The following is a 20,478-nucleotide window of genomic DNA, read 5'->3' as shown; positions in this document are numbered from 1 at the left end:
GAGTAAGGTTCAGGCTTCATCTACACAGCGGGGTGGAACATGGCAGCACAGCTCGCCGAGCAGGTCACCGTAGTGGCCGCGGCCGGAACCGAAGGTGGAGGCGCGGCCCTCGACCAGGTTCTCGGGATGTCCATCGCGACCGGCATCATCACCGCCGGTCTGTTGTGGATCGGGTATCTGCATCGGCAACGCCGCATCACCTGGCTGCAGGACCTGGCCGAAGCGGCCGGCCGAAAGATGAACCGGCCCAGCTGGGTGGCCCTGCCCTCACTGCTGTTCATCTCGACGATCATCTGCGCGATGTTCGGCTTCATCTGGGACGTCAGCCTGCACATCGGCAAGGGCCGCGACGCCGGGCCGCTGGCCAACCCGGCGCACTACTTCATCCTGGTCGGTCTGTTCCTGCTGTTCATCGCCGGATCGCTGTCGATCATCCTGCCGTACGACAAGCCCGGCCCGGCCGCCATCAAGATCACCAAAACCTGGTACGCGCCCGTCGGCGGCATCCTCATGGCCGGCTGCGGTCTGTACGCGCTGATCGGTTTCCCGCTCGACGACATCTGGCACCGCATCTTCGGCCAGGACGTCACCCTCTGGGGCCCAACGCATTTGATGCTCATCGGCGGCGCGGGCCTGTCCCTGGTCGCCATGCTGTTGCTGGAGCGCGAGGGCGACATCGCGATGGGCGCCGACGCACCACCCGCCCGCAACAAGGTGCTGCCGTACTTCGCCTTCGGCGGCCTGGTGATCGGCCTGTCGGTGTTCCCGGTCGAATACGACTTCGGCGTCGAACAGTTCCGGCTGGTGCTGCACCCCATGCTGATCGCCGGCGCAGCAGCCATGTCACTGGTGGCCACTCGGCTCACACTGGGCCGGTACTCCACTTTCGGCGCCATCGCCTTTGCGCTGTTCATCCGCGGGCTCGTCGCGCTGGCCGTCGGCCCCATTCTGGGTTCCCCGTACAGCTGGTGTGCGCTCTACCTCGGCTCCGCGATCGTCGTCGAGCTGATCGGGCTCACCCCACTGGTCAACCGCCCCATCCTGTTCGGCGCCGTGGCCGGTCTGGGCGTGGGCACCGTCGGCATGTGGCTGGAATCGTTCTGGGTCGACGCGGTGTTCCGCACCCCGTGGCCCACCAGCATGTGGGGCGAGGCGCTGGCGATGTCCACACCAGTCGCCATCTGTATGGGCATGTGCGGCGCGCTGCTGGCCATCGTCTTGTCCGGCCAGCGCCTGCCTGCGCGTCCGATCGGTATCGCCGTCGTGGTCGCGACGGTTCTGGTCGTCGGTGGCGCCGTCGCCAACGGCCTGAACATCACCGTCCCGGAGCACGCCCGGGCGCAGATCACCCTCACCGAGGCACCGAGCCCCGCCGGTCAACGCCTGGTGAACGCCGACATCCAGATCACGCCCACCAACCTGGTCAGCGACGACCCCGAGTGGGTCAGCCTGATGGCGTGGCAGGGCAAGCTCGCCCATGACCGCGGTCTGGTGGTCGATCACCTGCAGCAGGTCGGCCCCGGCCACTACCGGTCCACGCGGCCGATCCCGGTATGGGGGACCTGGAAGACGGTGCTGCGCGTGCAAGATGGACGCACCATGGCCGCCGTCCCGATCTTCCTGCCCGCCGACCCCGGCATCGGCGCCGAGGAGACGCCGGCGCTCTCGACGACCCGTAACTTCATGGAGGAGATCCAGGTCCTGCAGCGCGAGCGCAACCTGGATGTGCCGTCGTGGCTGTACTCCGCAGCCTCCCTGATCGTGCTGGTGTGCTCGCTGATCCTGATCGCGTTGCTGAGTTGGGGTGCGGGACGGATCAATTCGCGTGAGCAATTCAGCGCCGCCGAGACGAAGGAACCCGTCGGACAGCCGTGACCTATCTGGCCGATCACTCGCTATTGTTGGCACTGCCGGCGTTTGCCCCTGCGTTCGTCGTCGCCGGGGTCGTGGCCTGGGTGGCCATGAAGGACCGACGAGCAGAAGAAAGCGCCGGCTCCGACGGTGCCGAATCCGATTCGGAGACAGCAGTTTCGACCGATGAGGACGGTTCCGCGTGACCTTTGTGAAGACCCTCGCCGTGGCAGGCGTCGTGGCCCTGGCGCTCGCCGGCTGCAGCAACAAGGAGACGGCGCCCAGCGGCTCGTCGAGCGCCTCGGCAACGGCCACAACGCAACTGAGCAATCCGCAGGCCCCGCCCGCGCGCGTCTACATCGACGTGACCATCGCCGGCGGCACCGCGACACCGCTCAACCAGCAGGTGGAGGCCAAGCTGGGCCAGCCGATCATCGTCCGCGTCAACAGTGACGCCGCCGACCAGCTGCACGTGCATTCGAATCCCGAGCACACCTTCACCATCAAGGCGGAGAAGGATCAGCAGTTCCAGTTCACGGTGGACGTGCCGGGCAAGGTTGACGTCGAACTGCACCACCTGGACAAGACCGTCGCCACCATCACGGTGCAGTGACCTCGGCCGTCCTGGCGCACGGGCTGGGCGGATCCAGTGATCTTCCGATCCCGCTCACCTATGCCCTGATCGGCGCGGCGTGGGCGTTGACCTTCACCTTCGCGGTGGTGGCGCTGGCCTGGCGCAAGCCACGGTTCAATCCCGAGACACCGGGGCGGGCATTGCCGCGCTGGGTGACGACGGCCGTGGACGCGCCCGTCACCCGGTGGACGGTCGGCCTGCTGGCGCTGGCGTTCGCGGGGTGGGTCTTCGTGGCGTCGATCGTCGGACCGCCCGGATCAGGCAACCCGCTACCAGGCGTGTTCTATGTGCTGCTGTGGGTCGGAATCGTTGCGCTGTCAGTGCTTTTCGGCCCGGTGTGGCGGGTGCTGTCGCCGGTGCGGACCATCGCCCGGCTGCTGCGACTGAGCCGGGATGCGTATCCCGCACGCCTCGGCTACTGGCCTGCGGCCGCCGGGCTGTTCGCGTTCGTCTGGCTCGAGCTGGCCAGCCCCGACCCGGGTTCTGTTGGCGCCGTGCGTATCTGGTTGCTGGCCTACCTTGCGGTGACACTGGCCGGGGCCATGACGTGCGGCACCCGCTGGTGCTCGCACGCCGACCCGTTCGAGGTGTACAGCGTCGTGGCGTCGCGGTGCGCACCGGTGCGGCGCAACGCCGATGGCCAGATCGCCATCGGCAATCCGTTCAACCACCTGCCCACGCTGCCCATCCGGCCCGGCACGGTAACGGTGCTCGCGGTGCTGCTGGGCTCGACGGCCTTCGACAGTTTCTCGGCGACGCCGGCGTGGCGGGGGTTCGTCGATGCGCACACCAACGGCGCTTGGCAGGCCACGGCACTCAAAACCGTTGGGCTGGCGGTGTTTGTCACGATGGTCGCACTGACGTTCAGCCTCGCCGCCCGTGCCACCGGCGGGGTGGACCGGGTGCGGCGCCGGCAACTGCCCGGATTGCTGGCGCACTCCCTCATCCCGATCGTCATCGGCTACGTGTTCGCGCACTACCTGACCTACCTCGTGGAGAAGGGCCAGCAGACCGTCTACCTGCTGCTCGGCCTGCACGACGCGCATGTCTATTACGTACTGTCCCTGCACCCTTCGGTGCTGGCCACGACCAAGGTGCTGTTCGTGGTGGCCGGGCACATCGCCGGCGTCGTCGCCGCCCACGACTGTGCGCTGCGCATCCTGCCCAAGCGGCATCAGCTCACCGGGCAGCTGGCGATGATGCTGGTGATGGTCGGCTACACGTTCACCGGGCTGTACCTGCTCTTCGGCGGATAGCTCACCGCCCGCTCCGCCGAGTGGCCAGCTATCGCACGAACCCCCGAGACTTCCGTGTCACAGGTGGCCATTCGGCGTGAAACCTTGACATCGTCGGGGCGCGACACGAAACTGAGGACATCCGTCCTCAGATTGGGGTTGCATGACCACCACCGCAGAGCCCACGCTCAAGCAACTGCACGGCCGTCCGTTCGAGTCCCTCTATGACGAAATGGACTACCAGGTCAAACGCGTCGACGGGACCTTGCCGGCCGACCTGACGGGCACCCTGTTCCGCGTCGGCCCCGGAAAGTTCGAGGTCGGCGACACCGTCCTCAAGACCATGTTCGACGGCGACGGCATGGTGTCGCGGTTCGTGCTCGACGGTAAGACCGTCCGCTTCACCAACCGCTACGTCCGCACGCGCCAGTACCGCAGCGGCAACCAGATGAGCCAGCGCGGCATCACGACCAACGCCCCGACTTTGCGCGGCAATCTCCAACCGCCGGCCAACACCGGCAACACCAACATGGCCAACATCTGCGGTGACCTGCTGGCACTATGGGAGGGCGGCCCGCCGTACAAGATCGATCCCGACAGCCTGGAAACCCTGGGGTACAAGCGTTTCGAGGGTGATCGCTTCGGATATCTCGGCGCGTTCTCCGCCCATCCCAAATGGGATCCACGCACGGGCGAGGTGTTCAACTTCGGCTTCGACCTCTTGCCCACCCCACGGCTGCGGTGCTATCGCGTGGACGCGAAAGGCCGGAATACCCAGATCAATTCACTTCCATTGTGGGACTTCGTCTGGAATCACGACTTCGCCCTCACCGAACACAACCTGGTGTTCGTCCTGGATCCGTTGCGACCCAACATCCCTACGTTTCTACGGACCCGGTCGCTGGAGCAATCCCTGAGTTACCAAGCCCGCAACGGGTCGACGCGGTTCGCCATCGTGCCGCGTGATGGCTCCAAACCTCGCGTCATCGAGCACGAACCGATGGCACATATTCACGTCACCAATGCCTTTGAAGACGGCACGGACACCGTGGTCGAGTTCGTCCGGTTCGACGACCCGGACATCTTCGGGCAACTGGGCAAGACATGGCAGGAACCGGCGGATCCGACCAACCCGCGCGCACACCTGACCATCGATCAATGGCCATCGGGGCGGCTGTCCCGATTCCGGATCAGCAAGTCCGGGCGGGTGACCGAAACCGTGTTATCCGAAAGTGCACCAATGGAATTCCCGCAGTACGACTGGCGTCGGTCAACGTGCGAACACAATTTCACGTATGCCGCCGCGGCCACGGAGGACGTCGGCCACTACAACGCCGTGACCAAGTTCGACCACGCCGCCGGAACGCGGACGACCTTCGATTTCGGCCTGGCCCAGACCGGCGAGCCGTTGTTCGTACCCCGCTCCCGCACGGCCGCCGAGGATGACGGCTGGCTGCTGGTGCTCAATCACGATCTGCCGAGCCACCGTTCGCAACTGGCGATCTTCGATGCCCGCACCATCGAGGACGGCCCGCTGGCCACCGCGCATCTGGAGCACCATCTGCCGATCGGGTTCCACGGCACGTTCAGCCGGCGCATCGCAGGCTGACGTCCACTTCGGGCCCCGGGCACCCGCGTGCCACGCCGCAACCGGTCGGTCGCTGCGATGTTGAATCAGTTTGTCGGACTGTTACTTTCGCCGTCACCATCTTCACCCTCGGTGGGGTAGAGCTGGGGTTGGTAGATGGTGTTGGTGCGGGGTTGGCCGACGTCCAGTAGTGGTGGTGGAGTCCAGTGCGCGCGGCCGTTTCGCATTTCTGTGGTCCAGCCGCCGTCGGTGGCCAGGCGGTTGTCGGGTCCGCAGGCCAACGTGAGGTCGGTGATGTTCGTCTGGCCGCCGTCGCGCCAGTCGGCGACCGCGTGGTGGGCTTGACAGTCGGCGGCGGGCCGTGTGCAGTCCGGGCGGCTGCAGCCTTTGTCGCGGGCGAACAGGGCCAGACGTTGGCCGGTGGTCGCGGTGCGCCGCGCCCGACCCATGTACAGCGGAACATCGGCATGGTTGTCGAACACCGTGAGATAGCAGGACGCCCCGGCCTGCGCGGCCAGGTTCAGCAGGTCCTTGACCGGCAGGGAGCTGCCGGTGTGAGTCTGCGCGACCCCGGCGCGCTGCTCGAGTTGTTCGAGAGTGCAGGTCGCCACGATGGTGACCGGGAAGCCATTGTGCTCACCCAGATCAGTGGACAACAGCAGTCGGCCCATCGTTTCCCAGGCATCGTGCTGGCGCTGAGCTAGCGTGCGGTGATCGTTGTCGATCTGCTCTTGGGTGGGCGTTCCCGAGGTGCAGGGGTGTTCGTCGGCAGGGTTGCACATGCCAGGGGCCGCGTACTTGACCATCAACGCTTCATAGACCGCGCGTGCTGTCGGGGTGAGCCGACCCCGCAGCTCACTGCTGCCATCGGCAGCCTGCTTCGATAGCACCAGGGCACGGTCCCGGTCGGGTTCGGGGTCGCGGTCATCGGGTTCGGGGCCGTCCTGATTGAGTTCGTAGAGCTTGCGTTTGACCACCGACCGCAACCCTTCCGGGGTGAGGTTGCGGGCGGCGGCCACCAGCGCCAGTTCGCACTCATCGAGGGTGTCCAGGCCGGCCCAGGTGGGCAGTTTCGCGAAGAACGATTCGATGACATCGACATGATCAGCATTGATCGCTCCCGCAGCCACGGCGGCAGCGACATGCGGACGCAGCGGCGGCAACAGCTCCCCGGTCAACGATCGCCGCGGGCCCAACAACTCAGCGTGCCGGACCCGGCGGCGAGCCTCCTCGCTGCTGAGCCGGTCCCGGGCACGCATCGCGTCGGCCCAGTTTCTCGCCCCGATCTCCTGTGCGGTGGTTTGGGCCTGCAATGCGGCCACCACGGCATGATCAACGGCTTGGGCGGCGCACCGCATCTGCTCACGGTGGGATTGCACCGCCAACAACTCCGGCACCGACAACGCCATGTAGTCCACCGCCGCAACCCGCGCCTGTGCCGTGTCGAGGTCCGTGTAGACCTCCTCCACGGCGGCGGTGCTGGCAATGTCCATACTCGAACACTAGTTCGAGACACCGACAAGAAACCGTCGGGAATGTGGCGCTAGTTACCTATCGTGACCAGCGCAAACAAAGTGACCAAAGTTTTTTGGCAAGCGACCGCTAGAACAACATGAACTGGTCGCCGGCCGGTGTCCGGTCGACGAATTCCTCGACGTCCGAGCCGCCGACCACATGGCCGAGCAGCGCCATGAAGTCCGCGTCGGAGACGAGCGGCACACCGAGCTCCCTGGCCTGGTAACCCTTGCCCTGCGCAGGCGCCGGCTCGTTGCAGATGACCAGCGAGGTCTGCGCATCGACACTGTCGGAGTAGGACAGTCCCGCGTGCACGATGCGCTCGATCACTTCTTCGTGAGTGCGCAGCATCTCGCCCGACAGCGCCACCCGCATGCCCTGCACCAGCGGCTGTCCCGGCACGAACCGGCCGGGGTTGGCGTAGGCGCACGGGAGCCGCGACGCCAGGACCTTCAGCGGCCGGAGTTCGTCGTGGGTGATGGCGCCGCTGGGCCAGCGCTTGCGGCCCACGTTGCGGATCGGCAGCCAACGCCGGTGCTCACGCGCGGCGGCCAGTGCCGGTTTGAGGATTTGGGCCAGCACCATGGCGTCGTCCAGGGCATCGTGCGGGCGGATCTGCGTCGCGCCGTAGTGCGTCGCCAGGGTCTCCAAACGCAGGTTCTCAGTGCCCAGGTTGAGGCGGCGTGTCAGCTCGACGGTGCACATGACGTTGTCGACGGGCAGCACGGCGCCGACGCGCTCGCATTCGGCAGCCAGGAAGGCGTAGTCGAAGCCGGCATTGTGGGCGACCAGAGTGCGGCCGGACAGCACGGCGGCCAGATCGCCGACGACCTCACCGAAGGTCGGCTGGCCGGCCAGCATCTCGGGGGTCAGCCCGTGCACGTGCGTGGGACCGGGATCGACGCCCGGATTGAGCAGGCTGCTGAACGAATGCTCGACGTTCCCGTCGTCCCCGAGGGCCAGCGCCGCGACGCTGATGACCCGGGCATGCCCGGGATCGAAACCCGACGTCTCGACGTCGACGACAGCCCAACCCGCGCCCGGCTCGGTGGCCGGTCGGCCCCAGCCGAGGTTGGTTTCGTCCACGTGGCAAGGATGGCACGGCCCCCTGACAGATTCGGTGGGCACCGCAGCGTGTCGCCGCCCGAATCAGGCGCGGGGGCGCACACCGTCGGCGACGGTGGCGAGGTAGGCAGCCAGCAGTCGGTCGACTTCTTCAGGACCGAACCGCAGCGCGCCCGGACGCCACGCCAGAGCCAGCAGACCGTTGAGGGTCGCCCAGAACACGGTGGCCAGGTCGTCGGGGTCCAAGTCTGCGCGGCCGAGCCCCGATTCGACGCCCTCCCGCAGCACTGCCGCGAGTTTGGCGTTCTGCGTCCGGGTCAGCTCGGCGATGCGGTTCACCGCGTCCGGCTCGTCGGGCGGCTCGACCAGAATCTGGAACTCGTGGGGACGCTCGCGGGCAAAGCGCGCATAGGCGCTGGCCGCCAGCATGATTCGCTCTTCAACGGTGCCGTCGGCGGCATAGGCCGCGTCCATGTACACCCGGCTCTCTTCCATCGCCTGCTCGGCCACCGCGGTGAGCAGCGCTGATCGCCCGCCGACCCGGTTGTAGATGGTCTGTACGGCGACGTCGGCACGCTCGGCAACCGCCTCGAGACTCAGCCCGTGCACGCCCTCGGTGGCGACGATCTCGCGCGCGGCGTCGACGACAGCGCGGCGATTGGCCGCGGCCCTGCGCTGGGTCCTCGTCATCGCTTCCAGGTCAGCCTGGCTCTCCATCGCCATGTCGATAGTGTAACCGGTGCCACAGTTGTATGTACTTACAACTTTGGATGGACATCCATAATCTGTGTGCATGACCCGAACCGACCTGACCTTCGCTTCCGGCGACAGCACCTGCGCCGCCTGGCTGTACACACCCACAACCCCCGCCACCGGGAAGCGGCCGATCATCGTGATGGCCCACGGCCTCGGCGGTGTCAAGGAACAGCGCCTGGACGCGTTCGCCGAACGGTTCACCGCCGCCGGCTATGCATGCCTGGTGTTCGACTACCGGCATTTCGGTGCCAGCGGCGGCCAGCCCCGGCAGCTGCTCGACATCAAGACCCAGCTCGCCGACTGGAAGTCGGCGGTCGCCCACGCCCGCACCCTCGACGGCGTCGACCCCGACCGCGTGGTCGTCTGGGGCACGTCGTTCGGCGGCGGGCACGTGATCGTCACCGCCGCGCAGGACAAGCGGATCGCGGCGGCGATCTCGCAGTGCCCGTTCACCGACGGCTTCGCGTCGTCATTTGCCATCCCGCCACTGACGTCGGCCAAAGTCACCGCGCGTGCGCTGCGGGACGCGATCGGCGCACTCTTGGGTCGCGAGCCGGTGATGGTTCCCACCTACGGTCCGCCCGGGTCGACGGCGCTGATGACCTCACCGGACTCGGTGGCCGGTATCCAGAACCTCCTGCCGCCGGGAGCCCAATTCGAGCATGACGTCGCAGCCCGGTTCGCCCTGCAGATCGTGCGCCACTTCCCCGGCCGTCAGGCCCGCGACGTCACCTGTCCCATCTTCTTCGCCATCTGCGAGCAGGACGCCGTCGCTCCGCCGAATCCGACGCAGAAGTACGCCGCGCAGGCACCTCGGAGCGAGATCAAGCTCTACGACACCGGCCACTTCGACATCTACGTCGGCGACGCCTTCGAACGCAACGTCACCGACCAGCTCGCCTTCCTGTCCCGCCACGTCCCGGCGACAGCCGCTTCATGACGCGCTGTCACCTCGTCGGCTACGTGCTCTGGAGCGGCAACAGATGTTGATTGTGGAAGATGATCCCCTCGATGAGGTGGTCGAGGCTATCGTCACGGGCATGCTGGCTGGAAAGGATTTGAACCAATGACCACGATCGACCCCGACGCCCCCGTCCTCGTCACGGGAGCCAGCGGGTACATCGGCAGCTGGATCGTCCGTCGCCTACTGGAGGCCGGCCGCACCGTCCACGGCACCGTGCGCAACCCGCAGAAGGCCACGGGCCTGGACCATCTGCACGCGCTGTCGGAAGGCCACCCGGGTCGGCTCAAACTCTTCAAGGCGGACCTGCTCGACACCGGCAGCTTCGACGAGGCCATGGCCGGGTGCGAGCTGGTCATGCACACCGCGTCGCCGTTCCTGCTCCAGGGCGTCACCGATCCGGAGGAAGCACTGGTCCGCCCAGCGTTGGAGGGCACCCGCAACGTGCTGGACTCGGTCAACCGCACTGAAAGCGTCAAGCGCGTGGTGCTGACCAGCAGTGTGGTCGCGATCTACGGTGACGCCCGCGAATCACGGGACGTCACCGGCGGAGTGTTCACGGAAGAACGGTGGAACACCACCAGCAGCGTTGACCACCAGCCTTATTCGTACTCCAAGACCGTGGCCGAGCAGGAGGCCTGGCGGTACCAGCAGGCACAGGACCGCTGGGACATGGTCACCATCCATCCGGGCCTGGTACTCGGACCTGCCCTGACCAGTGCCAGCGACTCGGCCAGCCTGGCCACCATGAAGCAGTTCACCGACGGCACCATGCTGACCGGGGCACCGGCGTTGACCATGGGAGTCGTGGACGTGCGCGATGTCGCCGATGCGCACGTGCGCGCCGGCTTCACCCCCGGAGCGCACGACCGCTACCTCGTCAACGCCGACTCGCTGAGCCTGCTGGAGATCGGCAAGATCCTGCGCGGCAAGTTCGGCTCGCTCTATCCGTTCCCGTGGATGAATGTCCCCAAGGTGGCGGTCAAGGTGGTGGCTCCGGCGATCGGGCTGACCAGGGAGTTCGTCGACACCAACGTGGGCTACCCCATTGCCTTCGACGCCAGCCGCAGCCAGGGCGAGCTGGGACTGACGTATCGGCCGGTCGCCGACACCATCACCGACCATTTCCAGCAGATGCTCGACGACGGACTGGTGCCGCGCCGGCCCAAGCTCCTGTAGGTGGTCAGCCTCACACGTGTCGTCACATCCGGGGCGGTCCTCCTAGAATTCCCGGGATGATCACCGCACGAGGACGCATCGCGCTGGGCGCGGGTGCCGCCGCCCGCTGGGCGTCGCGCGTGACGGGCCGCGGTGCCGGCGCCATGATCGGCGGGCTCGTCGCCATGAAGCTGGACCCGTCGATCCTGGGACAGCTGGGTTCCGGGCGGCGCTCGGTCGTCGTCACCGGCACCAACGGCAAGTCCACGACGACGCGCATGACTGCCGCCGCGCTGGCGACCATCGGGCCGGTGGCCTCCAACAGCGAGGGCGCCAACATGGACGCCGGACTGATCGCCGCGCTGGCCGGGTCGCGCAAGGCGACGCTCGCCGCGCTCGAGGTCGACGAGATGCACGTGCCGCACGTGTCGGACGCGGTGGACCCGTCGGTGATCGTGTTGCTCAACCTGTCCCGCGACCAACTGGACCGCGTCGGCGAGATCAACCACATCGAGCGGACGCTGCGGGCCGGGCTGGCCCGTCACCCTTCGGCCGTGGTGGTCGCCAACTGCGACGACGTGCTGGTGACGTCGGCGGCCTACGACTGTCCCAACGTGGTGTGGGTCGCCGCCGGCGGCGGCTGGTCCGGCGACTCGGTGAGCTGTCCGCGCAGCGGTGAGGTGATCGTCCGCGAGAACGGGCAGTGGCATTCGACCGGTACCGACTTTTCCCGGCCGACTCCGCAGTGGTGGTACGACGAGACGAATATCTATGGGCCGGAAGGCTTTACCGCGCCGATGACGCTGGCCCTGCCGGGCACGGTGAACCGTGGCAACGCGACGCAGGCCGTCGCCGCCGCGGTGGCGCTGGGTGCGTCGCCTGCGGCCGCGGTGGCCGCGGTGTCGACGGTCGACGAGGTCGCCGGACGCTACCGGACCCTGCAGGTCGGCGAACACACCGTGCGCATGCTGCTGGCCAAGAACCCCGCCGGCTGGCAGGAGGCGCTGTCGATGGTCTCCAGTGATGTTGCGGGAGCGGTCATTTCGGTGAACGGCCAGGTACCCGACGGCGAAGACCTGTCCTGGCTGTGGGACGTGAACTTCGAGCACTTCGTGGACTTCCCGGCGCCCATCGTGTCGGCCGGCGAGCGCGGTACCGACCTCGCGGTGCGCCTGGGCTACGCGGGCGTCGACCACACGCTGGTGCACGACACGCTTGCTGCCATCAAGTCGTGCCCGCCCGGGCACGTCGAGGTGATCGCCAACTACACGGCGTTCCTGCAACTCAACCGGGAGCTCGCATGACGGTGCAGATCGGCCTCGTCCTCCCCGACGTGATGGGCACCTACGGCGACGGCGGCAACGCCGTCGTGCTGCGACAGCGCTTGCGGCTCAGGGGAATTGACGCCGAGATCGTCGAGATCACCCTGAACGACCCGGTGCCGGACTCGATGGATCTGTACACGCTCGGCGGTGCCGAGGACTACGCGCAGCGCCTGGCAACCCGGCATCTGCTGCAGTACCCGGGTCTGCAACGCGCGGCCGAACGCGGCGCTCCGGTGCTGGCGATCTGCGCGGCGATCCAGGTGCTCGGGCACTGGTATGAGACGGCGTCGGGCGAGCGCGTCGACGGCGTCGGACTGCTCGATGTGACCACGTCACCACAGCCCGAGCGCACCATCGGCGAGGTGACCTCGGTCCCGGTGATCGACGGGTTGTCCACCAAGCTCACCGGCTTCGAAAACCACCGCGGTGGAACCGATCTCGGACCGCTGGCCGCACCCCTGGCGCGAGTGGAGAAGGGCGCCGGCAACCGCGCGGGCTCAGGCTACGACGGCGTCGTGCAGGGCAGCGTGGTCGCCACCTATCTGCACGGCCCGTGCCTGGCCCGTAATCCGGAGCTGGCCGACTACCTGCTGGCCCAGGTGGTCGGCGACCTGCCGCCCCTGGAACTGCCCGAGGTCGACCTGCTCCGCACCGAGCGCCTCGCCGCGCCCCGTCGGGCCTAGTTCAACAACCCGGCGCCCTTGGCGACGAACGCCAAGCCGACGAGCGTCATGATCGCCACCACGATCTGCTGCTGATAGCCACGTGCCCAATCGTGCACTTTCCGCAGCATCGCTTGGGTTTTCGCGGGGGTGACGACGTTGCAGAGCAGCACCACCTCGACGACCGCGAGGCTCACCACGATGAACACCACCGCGACGCCGAGCTGGGTGCCGATCGCGGCGCCCGACGCCAGGATGGTCGTGAGGGCGAACAGCACCAGCGACGGGTTCGGGCCGGCCCAGAAGCCGATCACCGCCGCGACCCACAATGCCCCGCTCTCCCAGGCTCTTTGGGCACGTCCCAACAATCCGCCCCGCGCAGGCGCGTCCGGGTCCCGCTGCAACAACTTCGAGATGGGTGAGACGTCCGTGTCCGGAGCGCGCTTGCGCGTCACCATCCGCACCGCCATCAGCGCCGCGATGGCCAGGAGCAGCACGCCCGCAGTCACCTGGATGTACCGCATCGTGGCGCTGGCGGTGGTCCGCGGGTTGGCCAGATCGTGCACCCACGCGACATCGGTGACGTGCAGCGCCAGCAGCGGAAGCAACAGCAGCATGACGCTCGCGGCCACACAGCCGACCCAGTACACCAGCAGGTTCTGCGCCGGGCGCGGCCGGGAGATCAGCAACAGGTTGACGCCGAGGCGCACCGGGTCGAACGCAATCGGCAGCGCCAGCACCGCCACAGAACCCCACATTGCCGCCAACTTACCCGGCGCCGCGGGTTACGACGTCGGCCGCAGCACCGGGATCAGCGCGTCGATCACCGAACTGTCCTCGATGGTGGACGGGACGACGTAGTCGACGCCTTCAGCGATCTGCCGCATGGTCTTTCGCAGGATCTTCCCCGACCGGGTCTTGGGCAGGGCGCCGACGACGGTGACGTCGCGGAAGGTGGCGACCGCCCCGATCTGGTCGCGCACCATCGCCGCGAGTTCCTGTTGCAGCACCCCGCCGTCGATGTCCGCGCCGGCTTTCAGCACGACGTAGCCACTCGGCCGTTGCCCCTTGAGGTCGTCGTGGATACCGATGACGGCGCACTCGGCCACTGCCCGGTGCCCGGCGATGACCGCCTCGATACTTCCGGTCGAAAGCCGGTGTCCCGCAACGTTGATCACGTCGTCGGTGCGGCCCAGTACGGTGAGGTATCCGTCGTCGTCGACGTAGCCGAAGTCGCCCGTCAGGTAGTAGCCGGGGAACGCCGTCAGGTAGGACTGCACGAATCCCTTGGGGTTCTGCCACAACCCGGCGAGGGTGCCGGGCGGCAGCGGCAGCTTGATGACAATGTTGCCTTCGACGCCGGATGCGACGGGGTTACCGGAGGCGTCGACGATGCCGACCTGGTAACCGGGCACCGGCACGGTCGGCGATCCGGCCTTGATGGGCATCGGCTCGAGCCCGCGCAAATTGGCGCAGATGGCCCAGCCGGTTTCGGTCTGCCACCAGTGGTCGACGACGGGGCAGTGCAGGACGTCCGACGCCCACTCGTAGGTGTCGGGGTCCAGGCGTTCGCCGGCGACGAACAGCGTGTGCAAAGTCGAAATGTCATGCCCCGCAAGCATCGACGCGTTCGGATCGGCCTTGCGAATGGCGCGCAGTGCGGTCGGTGCGGTGAACAGCGCTTGCACCCCGTGCTGTTCGACGACCCGCCAGAAGGCGCCGGCGTCGGGGGTGCCGACAGGCTTGCCTTCGTAGAGCACCGTGGTCGCACCGGCGATCAGGGGTCCGTAGACGATGTACGAGCTGCCGACGACCCACCCGATGTCCGAGGCGGTCCACATCACCTGGCCGGCGCTGATGTCGTAGACGTTCTTCATCGACCAGGCCAGCGCGACGGCGTGCCCACCGTTGTCGCGCACGACGCCCTTGGGCTTCCCGGTGGTCCCGGAGGTGTAGAGGATGTAGAGCGGGTCGGTGGCAGCGACGGGCACGGGAGCGACCGGCGCAGCGTCCGCCACCAGCTCGTCCCAGTCCAGGTAACCCGGGTAGTCGGAGGCCGCACCGGCGATCTCGCCGCGGTTCTTCACGATCACCGTCGCGGGCACCGAAGACGACAACGTCAGCGCCTTGGCGACAGCGGGCAGGTACTCGACCGTCCGCCCTGGCTCCAGCCCACCCGAGGCCGTCAGCAGGGCCACCGGCTGCGCGTCGTCGATGCGGGCCGCGAGCTCGTTGGCCGCGAACCCGCCGAAAACCACCGAGTGGACGGCGCCGATGCGGGCGCAGGCCAGCATCGCGACGACCGCCTCGGGAATCATCGGCATGTACACCACGACGCGGTCGCCCTTGGTGACGCCTTGTGCGGCAAGTGCTCCGGCGAAGCGCGCCACGCGGTCGAGCAGCTCGGCGTACGTGAAGGACTGTTGCACGCCCACCATCGCCGAGTCGTAGATCAGCGCGGTGCGGTCCCCGTTGCCGGCCTCGACGTGCCGGTCGAGGGCGTTGTAACAGGTGTTGAGCTGTCCGTCGGGGAACCAGCGGTAGTGCGGCGCCGCGGAATCGTCGAGCGCGCGGGTCGGCGGGACGGTCCAGTCGATGGCCTCGGCGGCCGTCAGCCAGAAGTTGTCGGGCCGCTGCGCAGCGGCCTCGAACGCCTCGCGATAGGCGCTCACGAGACCTCCTTGGCCACGGCGGAAAACACCGTCATGAACCAGTCCAGGTCCGACATCGAGAACACAAGAGGTGGGCGCACTTTGAGGATGTTGCCATGTCCGCCGCACACAGAGATCAGAACCCGGTTTTCCCGCATCAAGTCGACGATGCGCTGCGCTTGGGCCCGGTCGTGTTCCTTGCTGCCGGGGTCGGTGACGATCTCGACACCGGTGTACAGCCCGGTGCCGCGCACGTCACCCACGAACGGGTGGTCCTTGGCCAGCGCGCGCAGTTCGGCGCGCAGTTGATCACCGACCTCGACGGCGTGCGCGGCGAGCCCGTCACCCTGGATGACGTCGAGGACGGCCTGCGCCGCGGCCATCGACACCGGATTTCCGCCAAAGGTGTTGAAATACGGGGTCTCCCGCGCGAAGGCATCGAGAATCTCCGGGCGGGCGGCCATCGCGGCGACGGGAATGCCGTTGCCCATGGGCTTGCCCATGGTCACCAGGTCGGGCACGACGCCGTGCCGCTGGAAACCCCACATCGCTTCGCCGGTCCGGGAGAAACCGGGCTGAACTTCGTCGGCGATGAACACGCCACCGGCGCGGTGGACCACCTCGACCGCGGGCCCCAGCACCGTCGGGTCCACGTAGATGCCGTCGGAGGAGAAGATCGAATCCAGCAGCAGCGCACTGAACTTGTGGCCGTGCCGTTCGAGGTCGGCGATCGCGGCGCTGACCTGGTCGGCGAACCAGCGGCCCAGTTCCGCCGGATCGATCCGGTAGGAGTCCGGGGCCGGCACGGTGCGGACATTGGTGCCCAGCGGCAGCCCGACGCCCAGCGAGGGCGACATCGCCGAGATCAGCGCGCTGTTGCCGTGGTACGCCTCCTCGGTGACGATGATCCCGGTCCCGCCGGTGTACTGCTCGGCCACCCGGACGGCCAGGTCGTTGGCCTCAGATCCGGTGCAGGTGAACATGATCGAGGAGATTTCCGCGGGGAACGTGGCGAGCAACTGCTCGGAGTAGTCGAGGATGCCGCCGTGCAGGTAGCGGGTGTGGGTGTTCAGTTCCGACATCTGGCGGGTCACCGCCTCGATCACCCGCGGGTTGCAGTGCCCCACGCTGGCCACGTTGTTGTAGGCGTCGAGGTACTTGTTGCCCTCGGCGTCGAACAGGTGGGCGCCGGAGCCCTTGACCAGGTGGACGGGCCGGCTGTAGAAGAGCCGGTACGACGGACCCAGCGTCGAACGCCGCTTCTCCACCATGGCATCGGTGGTGGGGTCCAGCGCTTCCCCGCCGGTGTAGCTGTTGGAGTCCATGATTGTGGAGAAAGCCATGTTCGTTGTCCTTGCGATAGTGGCGGTCGGCGCTGGGTGCGGGTGTGCCGTCAGCGCTCGTCGTCGAGTACGACGCGGCCCAGCCGGTCGTAGCGCTGCGGGGATCGGGCCCGCAGTACGAGGGCGATGACGATTCCGACGGTGGCGGTGGTGCCGACCACGTACGGGATCGAGGTGAAGACGATGTCTTCTGAGGCGGTACCGGCGGCGAAGGACGCGTTCTTGATCAGCAGGTAGATCACATAGAGCATCCCGACACCGCCCAGTCCGGGCGCCACCAAGGTGCGGAACCAGTGCGCCGTCTCCGGATGTTGTTTGCGCACATGGAAGTACGAGACCACCGAGAACGCCGCCAGCGCCTGCACGATCAGGATGGCAGCGGTGCCCAGGAGAGCGCCGAGGCCGTACAGCCCGCTGTAGGGGTCGCGGCCCGAGACGGCGAACCACACGACGATGAGCAGCGCCAGGCCACTCTGCACGAAGCTGGCGACGTGCGGCGAGCCGTGGATGTGGTGGGTGCGCCCAACGGTTTTCGCGGTCCCGGGGATGATGTCTTCGCGGCCGATCGCGTAGATGTAACGCGCCGCGCAGTTGTGGAAGGCCATGCCGCACGCGTAGGAGCCGGTGGCCAGCAGGATCTGGAACATGGTCACCGCCCACCCGCCGAGGTGGTCGCGCACCGGACCGAAGAAGATCTCGCCGGCCGTGTTCGTATCCTGCGCCAGCGCAATGGCTTTGGCGGGTCCGGTGCCGACGATCGCCAGCCACGACACCACGACGTAGAAGGCACCGATGCCCAGCACCGACGACATGATCGCGATGGGGATGATCTTCTTGGGGTTCTTGGATTCCTCGCCGTACATGGCGCTGGATTCGAAACCGACCCAGGACCAGAACGCGAAGAACAGTCCGACGCCCGCCGATCCCACCACGGCCATGGTGCCCACGCCGTTGACATTCGGCACGACGGCGTTCAGGCCCTTCAGCCCGTTGATCGGGTTGAGCGATCCGAGCGACCAACCTTCAGGGCCACCACCGCTGACGACGACGGACCCGGCCATCAGGGTCAGCATGACGATCTCGGTAACCAGCAGTCCACCAAGCACTTTCGCGGCCAGGTTGACGTCGAAGTAGGTCAGGACGGCATTGGCGACGATCATCGCCACCGCGAACATCAGCCACGGCAGCTTGACGCCGAACAGCGAGGTGAACAGGTCCCGGGAGAAGAACGCGAAGATGCCGACGAGAGCCGGTTCGAACACGACGTAGGCCAGCATGGTCAGGAAACCGGCCGACAGGCCGACCACCCGGCCGAGGCCGTGGGAGATGTAGCCGTAGAAGGCGCCGGTCGCGGTGATGTGCTTTGACATCGCCGCGTAGCCGACGGAGAACAGCCCCAGCACGATCGTCGCGATCAGGTACCCCGCGGGGGCCGCCGCGCCGTTGCCGAATCCGATGGCGATGGGCACGTTGCCGACCATCGCGGTGATGGGGGCGGCAGTGGCCACCGCCATGAACAGCACGCCGACCAAGCCGACGGCGTTTCGTTTGAGTCGCTGCACTCCGGGGGCGCCATCCGGCGCCGCCGTGACTGGGGCAGTTCGTGGGTAATCGTCGATCTCACTCATGGGTGCCAACCGATCCGGATCTGGTTTTGGTTTCTTTGGTCTGCTCTATCGAGCGGCAGTTCAGCTATCCAGTGGACCAATGGACCCCCAGGCCATCGGCACAGCGCTATTGGTACCAGACCGGTTTAGCGTGGTCAATACCCCAATCTTGCCGCGTTTCCGGCGCGTAAATCCGTCGTTACCAATTTTTGGATTTGGTTCACTTTCGGCTCGAAGTGCGGTACAACTGACCAGACCAAAACGTGACCGTGCCCACACCGCCAGTTCAGGAGAGCCACAATGAGCGACATGGCCGCCGCCGACTACGAACGCTTCGCGCGTGCCGCGCTCCCGCACTACGGGCTCGACGCGGCGACCGTCACGCTGCTCAGCTACTCGGAGAACGGCACCTTCCTCGTGGAATCAGGGAACGAGCGACAGGTCCTGCGCGTGCACCGACCCGGCTACCACTCGCTGCCCGCCATCGAATCCGAACTCGACTGGATGGAGAGCCTGCGCACCGACTCGTCCATCACGACGCCGCAGGTGATCGCGGCTCCCGACGGCCGCCGCGTGGTGGAGGCGCGGATCGGCGACGAGAGCTGTTTGGTCGATCTGTTCACGTTCGTGGAGGGCACCATCGCAGAGGACGACGCCTCCGACATCAGCTTCAGCGAGCTGGGCGCCATCACCGCGACACTGCACGAGCACGTCCAGCGCTGGCAGCGACCGGAGACCTTCACGCGGTTCCGCTGGGACCTCGACACCATGCTCGGCGCCGCCGGCCGGTGGGGCAACTGGCGTGACGCCCCGGCCCTGACGGCCGAGGACGCCGCCGTGATCGAAGCAGCCGAACGCAAGGTCATCGATCGGCTCACCGAGTACGGCATGGGGCCCGAACGCTTCGGGCTGGTCCACGCCGACCTGCGGATGTCGAACCTGATGGTGCACGGCGGCAAGATCACCGTCATCGACTTCGACGACTGCGGCTGGTCGTGGTACCTCGCCGACCTCGGTGCCGTGGTGTCGTTCGTCGAGGACTCCCCCGGCGCCGCGCGCATCGTCGACGAGTGGTTGTCGGGGTACCGCAGCGTCCGCGACATTCCCGCCGCCGACCTCGTCGAGATCCCCACCTTCGTCATGCTCCGCCGCCTGATGCTCACGGCCTGGATCGGCTCCCATCCCGAATCCGGGCCGGCACAGACCCTCGGCGGCCACTATGCCTCCGGCACAGCGCAATTGGCGCAGGCCTACCTCACCGACCCATCCTGGTTCCGGGTCGACGTTCCCGCCGCTGCACCGACTCTCATCCACTGACGACAGGACAACCCGTGTTCGATCTCACCAACAAGAACGTCATCGTCACCGGCGGCACCAAGGGCATCGGCTACGGCATCGCCGCCGTGTTCGCCACCGCCGGGGCCAACGTCGCGGTCGCCGCCCGGTCGCTGCACGACCTCGACACCGCTGTCGCCGGCCTCGATGGCCTCGGGTCCGGCAAGGTCATCGGCGTCTCCGTCGACGTCGCCGATCCCCGGTCCTGCCAGGCCATGGCCGCGGCCGCCGTCGACGCTTTCGGCGGCATCGACGTGCTGTGCGCCAACGCCGGCATCTTCCCTGAAGCGCCGCTGGCCACCATGACACCCGAGGACCTGGCCACCGTGCTCGACGTCAACGTCAAGGGCACCGTCTACAGCGTGCAGGCCTGCCTCGAGGCACTGACCCAGAGCGGCGCCGGACGCGTCGTCATCACCTCGTCGATCACCGGCCCGGTCACCGGGTTCCCCGGCTGGTCGCACTACGGCGCCTCCAAGGCCGCGCAACTGGGCTTCATGCGCACCGCCGCAATCGAACTCGCCGCCAAGCGCATCACCGTCAACGCCGTCCTGCCCGGCAACATCCTCACCGAGGGACTGCAGGAGATGGGCGAGGACTACCTCGCCGGCATGGCCCGGTCCATCCCGGCCGGCACGCTCGGTACCCCCGAAGACATCGGCCACCTCGCCGGGTTCCTCGCCACCGACGAGGCCCGCTACATCACCGGGCAGTCCATCGTCGTCGACGGCGGGCAAATCCTGCCCGAATCCCTGGACGCCCTCGCAGGCTGACAGTCGGTCGGTACGGTGA

Annotated in this window: 18 protein-coding genes; 11 read left to right on the top strand and 7 right to left on the bottom strand. The window is 67.3% G+C overall.

Annotated elements, in window-relative coordinates; translation table 11 throughout:
* Positions 1 to 39 precede the first annotated feature (39 nt).
* The 5 genes from A7G45_RS08520 to A7G45_RS08500 all read left to right on the top strand — a co-directional run bounded on the left by A7G45_RS08520 (position 40) and on the right by A7G45_RS08500 (position 5,329).
* Positions 40 to 1,875, top strand: a complete 1,836-nt coding sequence (locus tag A7G45_RS08520; RefSeq protein ID WP_260935773.1) for a hypothetical protein — start codon at positions 40 to 42, stop codon at positions 1,873 to 1,875.
* On the top strand, positions 1,872 to 2,057 hold the full coding sequence (locus A7G45_RS08515; protein ID WP_260935771.1) for a hypothetical protein: 186 nt from the start codon (positions 1,872 to 1,874) through the stop codon (positions 2,055 to 2,057). The genes A7G45_RS08520 and A7G45_RS08515 overlap by 4 nt, the downstream gene beginning before the upstream one ends.
* Positions 2,054 to 2,464 (top strand): hypothetical protein, encoded by a 411-nt coding sequence (locus A7G45_RS08510; RefSeq protein WP_260935768.1) that lies wholly within the window; start codon positions 2,054 to 2,056, stop codon positions 2,462 to 2,464. Before A7G45_RS08515 ends, A7G45_RS08510 begins: the two co-directional genes overlap by 4 nt.
* Positions 2,461 to 3,741, top strand: a complete 1,281-nt coding sequence (locus tag A7G45_RS08505) for a hypothetical protein (protein ID WP_260935766.1) — start codon at positions 2,461 to 2,463, stop codon at positions 3,739 to 3,741. The genes A7G45_RS08510 and A7G45_RS08505 overlap by 4 nt, the downstream gene beginning before the upstream one ends.
* A gap of 142 nt (positions 3,742 to 3,883) precedes the next feature.
* Complete coding sequence (locus A7G45_RS08500; RefSeq protein ID WP_260935763.1) at positions 3,884 to 5,329, top strand: carotenoid oxygenase family protein; 1,446 nt, start codon at positions 3,884 to 3,886, stop codon at positions 5,327 to 5,329.
* A gap of 65 nt (positions 5,330 to 5,394) precedes the next feature.
* Here A7G45_RS08500 and A7G45_RS08495 read toward each other — a convergent pair whose 3' ends face one another.
* The 3 genes from A7G45_RS08495 to A7G45_RS08485 all read right to left on the bottom strand — a co-directional run bounded on the left by A7G45_RS08495 (position 5,395) and on the right by A7G45_RS08485 (position 8,578).
* Complete coding sequence (locus A7G45_RS08495; protein ID WP_260935760.1) at positions 5,395 to 6,801, bottom strand: HNH endonuclease signature motif containing protein; 1,407 nt, start codon at positions 6,799 to 6,801, stop codon at positions 5,395 to 5,397.
* 109 nt (positions 6,802 to 6,910) lie between these two features.
* The gene (locus A7G45_RS08490; RefSeq protein ID WP_043399567.1) at positions 6,911 to 7,909 is read right to left on the bottom strand and encodes a DEDDh family exonuclease; all 999 of its coding nucleotides are present in this window, start codon (positions 7,907 to 7,909) and stop codon (positions 6,911 to 6,913) included.
* A 63-nt stretch (positions 7,910 to 7,972) separates the two neighbouring features.
* Positions 7,973 to 8,578, bottom strand: a complete 606-nt coding sequence (locus tag A7G45_RS08485) for a TetR/AcrR family transcriptional regulator (RefSeq protein ID WP_260938063.1) — start codon at positions 8,576 to 8,578, stop codon at positions 7,973 to 7,975.
* A 103-nt stretch (positions 8,579 to 8,681) separates the two neighbouring features.
* Between A7G45_RS08485 and A7G45_RS08480 the strand changes: the two genes are divergently transcribed.
* The 4 genes from A7G45_RS08480 to A7G45_RS08465 all read left to right on the top strand — a co-directional run bounded on the left by A7G45_RS08480 (position 8,682) and on the right by A7G45_RS08465 (position 12,771).
* Complete coding sequence (locus A7G45_RS08480; protein WP_260935755.1) at positions 8,682 to 9,584, top strand: alpha/beta hydrolase; 903 nt, start codon at positions 8,682 to 8,684, stop codon at positions 9,582 to 9,584.
* A gap of 126 nt (positions 9,585 to 9,710) precedes the next feature.
* On the top strand, positions 9,711 to 10,784 hold the full coding sequence (locus tag A7G45_RS08475) for an SDR family oxidoreductase (RefSeq protein WP_260935753.1): 1,074 nt from the start codon (positions 9,711 to 9,713) through the stop codon (positions 10,782 to 10,784).
* Between the two features lie 56 nt (positions 10,785 to 10,840).
* Positions 10,841 to 12,067 carry a Mur ligase family protein gene (locus A7G45_RS08470; protein ID WP_260935749.1) on the top strand — a complete coding sequence of 409 codons (1,227 nt, stop codon included), beginning with the start codon at positions 10,841 to 10,843 and terminating at the stop codon, positions 12,065 to 12,067.
* Positions 12,064 to 12,771 carry a type 1 glutamine amidotransferase gene (locus A7G45_RS08465; protein ID WP_260935746.1) on the top strand — a complete coding sequence of 236 codons (708 nt, stop codon included), beginning with the start codon at positions 12,064 to 12,066 and terminating at the stop codon, positions 12,769 to 12,771. The genes A7G45_RS08470 and A7G45_RS08465 overlap by 4 nt, the downstream gene beginning before the upstream one ends.
* Here the strand turns inward: A7G45_RS08465 and A7G45_RS08460 are convergent.
* Genes A7G45_RS08460 through A7G45_RS08445 form a run of 4 tightly spaced genes read right to left on the bottom strand, consistent with a single transcriptional unit; the run spans position 12,768 to position 18,372 of the window.
* Positions 12,768 to 13,508 (bottom strand): GAP family protein, encoded by a 741-nt coding sequence (locus A7G45_RS08460; protein ID WP_260935743.1) that lies wholly within the window; start codon positions 13,506 to 13,508, stop codon positions 12,768 to 12,770. The genes A7G45_RS08465 and A7G45_RS08460 overlap by 4 nt on opposite strands.
* Positions 13,509 to 13,535: 27 nt before the next feature.
* Positions 13,536 to 15,422: an acetate--CoA ligase gene (locus A7G45_RS08455; RefSeq protein ID WP_260935741.1), complete on the bottom strand. Its 1,887-nt coding sequence runs from the start codon at positions 15,420 to 15,422 to the stop codon at positions 13,536 to 13,538.
* Positions 15,419 to 16,744 carry an aspartate aminotransferase family protein gene (locus A7G45_RS08450; protein ID WP_260935739.1) on the bottom strand — a complete coding sequence of 442 codons (1,326 nt, stop codon included), beginning with the start codon at positions 16,742 to 16,744 and terminating at the stop codon, positions 15,419 to 15,421. The genes A7G45_RS08455 and A7G45_RS08450 overlap by 4 nt, the downstream gene beginning before the upstream one ends.
* Before the next feature lie 50 nt (positions 16,745 to 16,794).
* On the bottom strand, positions 16,795 to 18,372 hold the full coding sequence (locus A7G45_RS08445) for an APC family permease (protein ID WP_071286515.1): 1,578 nt from the start codon (positions 18,370 to 18,372) through the stop codon (positions 16,795 to 16,797).
* Between the two features lie 279 nt (positions 18,373 to 18,651).
* Between A7G45_RS08445 and A7G45_RS08440 the strand changes: the two genes are divergently transcribed.
* On the top strand, positions 18,652 to 19,668 hold the full coding sequence (locus A7G45_RS08440; RefSeq protein ID WP_260935737.1) for a phosphotransferase enzyme family protein: 1,017 nt from the start codon (positions 18,652 to 18,654) through the stop codon (positions 19,666 to 19,668).
* Positions 19,669 to 19,682: 14 nt separating this feature from the next.
* Positions 19,683 to 20,459, top strand: a complete 777-nt coding sequence (fabG, locus tag A7G45_RS08435) for a 3-oxoacyl-ACP reductase FabG (protein ID WP_260935736.1) — start codon at positions 19,683 to 19,685, stop codon at positions 20,457 to 20,459.
* Positions 20,460 to 20,478: the final 19 nt, after the last annotated feature.

It is taken from the genome of Mycolicibacterium llatzerense (assembly GCF_025331195.1).
In the GTDB taxonomy this organism is placed as follows: domain Bacteria; phylum Actinomycetota; class Actinomycetes; order Mycobacteriales; family Mycobacteriaceae; genus Mycobacterium; species Mycobacterium llatzerense.
This window is presented reverse-complemented; position numbering and strand designations above follow the sequence as displayed.